The 4,035-nt window shown below is 51.1% G+C and carries 4 protein-coding genes; 3 read left to right on the plus strand and 1 reads right to left on the minus strand.

Annotated features, from left to right (window positions below; translation table 11 throughout):
• Positions 1-136: 136 nt before the first annotated feature.
• Complete coding sequence (locus tag IBX50_RS17975) at positions 137-1,141, minus strand: cytochrome c peroxidase (RefSeq protein ID WP_292257729.1); 1,005 nt, start codon at positions 1,139-1,141, stop codon at positions 137-139.
• A 222-nt stretch (positions 1,142-1,363) separates the two neighbouring features.
• Between IBX50_RS17975 and msrP the strand changes: the two genes are divergently transcribed.
• The 3 genes from msrP to IBX50_RS17990 form a co-directional block, all read left to right on the plus strand.
• Positions 1,364-2,326 (plus strand): protein-methionine-sulfoxide reductase catalytic subunit MsrP, encoded by a 963-nt coding sequence (gene msrP / locus IBX50_RS17980; protein WP_292257731.1) that lies wholly within the window; start codon positions 1,364-1,366, stop codon positions 2,324-2,326.
• Positions 2,326-2,913, plus strand: a complete 588-nt coding sequence (locus tag IBX50_RS17985) for a ferric reductase-like transmembrane domain-containing protein (protein ID WP_292257733.1) — start codon at positions 2,326-2,328, stop codon at positions 2,911-2,913. Before msrP ends, IBX50_RS17985 begins: the two co-directional genes overlap by 1 nt.
• 197 nt (positions 2,914-3,110) lie before the next feature.
• Positions 3,111-4,035 (plus strand): DEAD/DEAH box helicase (locus tag IBX50_RS17990; RefSeq protein ID WP_292257735.1); only part of this gene is annotated, 925 nt, incomplete at its 3' end.

A 4,035-nucleotide genomic window follows, 5' to 3' on the forward strand; every position in this document is an offset into this window, starting at 1 on the left:
TCGCACTGTGACTCATTGCCGCTTAATCTCCCGGAGAAAAAAACGAATTATCCGTGATTCATACCAACAGGCAAGAAAAACAAAAAAAGGAGCCGTTGCCGGCTCCTTTTTAATGCCTTGGATTCAACACAACCACTCAGGGCAGTGCAGGAATCTCAACGTGTGGCATTTCACCAGTCAGAGAGTGCAGGAAAGCGACAATGTCATTCACAGTGCGCTTGTTGAACTCACGACCCAGCATTTCTTTGCCCATGATCTGTACCGCTTCTTCCAATGTGGCAGTGCCACCATTGTTGAAGTAGGGGTAAGTCACAGCCACGTTACGCAGAGTTGGAGTCTTGAAGCGGTGTTTGTCACCTTCGTCACCAGTCACCAGATAACGACCCAGATCAGTTGAACCAGGCACCTGAATAGCATGGAACAGGCTATCAGTCAGCGCAGGACCAGAGTGACAGGCCGTACAACCGTTGTCTGCAAAAGCTGCCATGCCGCGCTTCTGTTGATCAGTCAGTGCACTCAGATCACCACTGAGGTAACGATCAAAGGGTGAGTTAGGCGTGTTCAGAGTACGCTGGAAGCTCGCCAGTGCCTTGGCGACGTTGGCTTCAGTGATCTGACGCTCACCATTACCACCATAGGCTGCAGCAAAAGCTTTTTTGTAGGCATCAAACTCTTTCAGACGAGCAATAGCCTGTTCCAGCGGCATGTTCATTTCGATGCCCGCTTCGATCGGACCCAAGGCCTGATCTTCCAGAGTGGCCGCACGACCATCCCAGAACTGCGCACCAAAGAAGCCGGAGTTCAGCACTGTGGGGGTATTACGATCACCTACCTGACCATCGTGGCCGGTAGCGCGTGGAATACGATCCGCCCAGCCCAGCGCAGGGTTATGGCAGGTGGCGCAGCTGATCACACCACTGCCAGAAATGCGTGGTTCAAAAAACAGCATTTTACCCAGCTCAATTTTGGCTTCGGTCAGGCTGTTGTCAGCAGGGATGGGGGCAATGGCGGGCAGGGCTTCAAAACGATCAGCATATTTGCTGTGAAAGCCATCACCGGCCAGCACACTACCACTGATAGCCAGCAGGCCAACCGCGCCAAAAACCGGTAGGGTTTTAGTGATACGAGTTTTCCAGTTCATAGGAATCTCCTCATGGGTTTATTGGTCTAGGCATTGGCCTATTGGCTTTTGCTATCGACCTATTAGTTTAAATTTATCAATGACTTATCGATAAATTTAATGGAACTGAGATGAGATTAGAGGGTTCATACCGGCATATCAATCAGAGTTGAACTGAAACCCTTGACCATGGTCATGCTTTTGTCCGATTGTGCAGTTTCCAGACTTTGAAGGGATTTATTTATGGCTTTATGGCGCTATCCAACAATTCCAACATCCGAAATCACTCCAGAATCCCTGTATCGTGAACGGCGGCAATTTATGAAGCAGTCGGCCGGACTGGCACTTGCTGCTGCACTGCCGAGCATGGTTACCGCAGCGGAAAACCCAATTAAGCTTCCTGACTGGAAACAACAGCTGGCCAGTGTGCCAGCCAGTCCGTTTTCATCCGATGAACCCCTAACGGATGAGCGCACCATCACCACCTACAATAACTTCTTTGAATTCGGCACCCGCAAGCGTGATCCTTCTGACTGGGGGCATTACTTAAAAACCGACCCCTGGCTGGTCAAGGTGGAAGGCGAAGTGGCTCGTCCCGGTGTCTACGATCTGAATGAGCTGATCCGCCCAGAATGGCTGGAAGAACGTATTTATCGCCTGCGTTGTGTGGAAGCCTGGTCGATGGTGATTCCCTGGTCGGGTTTCCAGCTCAGTGAGCTGCTTAAACGCCTGGAGCCAACCTCGCGTGCTAAATATGTGGTGTTTGAAACCCTCTATGATCCACAGCAGTTTCCGGGGCAGAAGCAGGAAACCATCCGCTGGCCTTACACCGAAGGTTTACGCATGGATGAAGCCATGAACCCGCTAACCTTGATGGCGGTGGGTCTGTACGGCAAACCCCTACCCAACCAGAATGGTGCACCCCTGCGTCTGGTGGTGCCCTGGAAATACGGCTTTAAAAGCATCAAGTCGATTGTCACCATCCGCCTGCAAGAACACCAACCGGTTTCCAGCTGGCAACAACTGGCACCCAGAGAATATGGTTTTTATGCCAATGTGAACCCACAAGTCAGCCATCCCCGCTGGTCACAGGCCAGTGAACGCCGACTAGGCAAGAGTGGACGCCAGGCCACCCTGATGTTTAACGGTTATGCTGAGCAGGTCGCCCACCTGTATAAAGGTATGGATCTGGAAAAGAACTACTGATGTCACTGACTATTTTTCGCTGGTTGGTGTTTGCTGCCTGCCTGGCTCCCATCATCCACCCATTGCGGCTTTATTATCTGGATGAGCTGGGTGCTGTGCCAGAAGAAACCCTATTGCACTTTACCGGCCACACCGTTTTGATTTTGCTGCTGATCACCATCAGCTGGGGATTTTTATGGCGCTTCACCGGCTGGGTGGGGTTTATTGCCACCCGCAGGCAAGTGGGGCTCTGGGCATTCTGGTGGTTACTGATTCACCTGCTGCTATGGCTGGGTGGCATTCAGGCTTTTCAATGGCAATGGATTCTGCTTGAGCTGGGTAGTGTGACCCACCTGCAGTTGGGTGCTGCCGCATTCTTGTTGATTAGCCTACTGGCTCTTACATCACCATCACTGATCCGCAAGGCAATGCCTGCACTGCTGTGGCGCAGCCTGCATCGACTGATTTATCTTGCGGCCGCACTGGGTATCCTGCATCTGTGGATCGTGACACGGCTGGATTATCGACTGGTGTGGGTTTATGCCCTGTTACTGGCTGGCTTGCTCGTATTGCGGCTGATCTTTTTAAAACCACCCACTCGCTCCTGAGCTGGTTTAAATCCCTTACACATAACCTGCCCTGCTGATGTAGGATAAACCACTGCATGACTTATCAGTCAATCCGAAGATCACTGGGAATCAGTACCCATGGCACAACTGGAAAACCAGAAGCTAGCCCAAGCCCGTGACCTGCTGCTACCCAAGCTAATGAGCTGCGAGCTAGCCGTGTAAATCAAGGAGTGATAATGAACCCCAACACCCAAAAACAACAAGCCCAACAATTACTGCTAACGGCTCTGGCTAACCCCTCTGCCGAATTCCGCGATGGCCAGTGGGAAGCTATTGATGCCTTGGTCAATCATCGGCAAAAGCTTTTGGTCGTGCAGCGCACCGGTTGGGGCAAAAGCTCGGTGTACTTTATTAGCACCAAAATCTTTCGTGATCGTGGCATGGGGCCGACCATTATTGTCTCGCCTCTGTTGGCGTTGATGCGTAACCAAATGGATGCTGCTGTTCGCTTAGGTCTTAAAGCTGTTCGCTGGGATTCCACGAATCGTGAAGAAAGGCCGAACATACTAGAAAAACTGATGCAAAATGAAGTAGATGTCCTGTTTATTCATCCTAAGCAGTTTTCTAATCAAGAGTTTCTCGATGATGTGCTTGCGCCCATTTCTGATAGATTGGGATTGATGGTGATCGATGAGGCTCACTGTATCTCAGATTGGGGGCACGATTTCATCCCTGAATACAGGCTTATTTCTAACATTTTGCGCGGCTTACCTGCTAACACTGGTGTACTTGGCACTACCGCAACAGCTAATAACCGCGTAGTTGAGGACATTCAAACCCAGCTGGGCAACATCCAGATTCATCGCGGCCCGCTCATCCGTGAAAGCCTTGCTCTGCAAACCCTGGTGTTGCCTGATCAGGCGTCCCGTTTAGCTTGGTTAGCCCAAGTGATACCCAGCTTGCCGGGCACGGGTATTGTTTACACCTTAACGGTGCGAGACGCGGAGCAAGTCGCTGAGTGGTTAGTTACTAATGGCATAGATGCCAAGGCTTACCACGGCAGCGTTGAAGCCGATGGCTTTGAAAACAGTAATGCCTACCGCCAGCATCTGGAAGAATTGCTACTCAACAACCAGTTAAAAGTGTTGGTGGCAACCACGG

The organism is Marinospirillum sp., assembly GCF_014859565.1.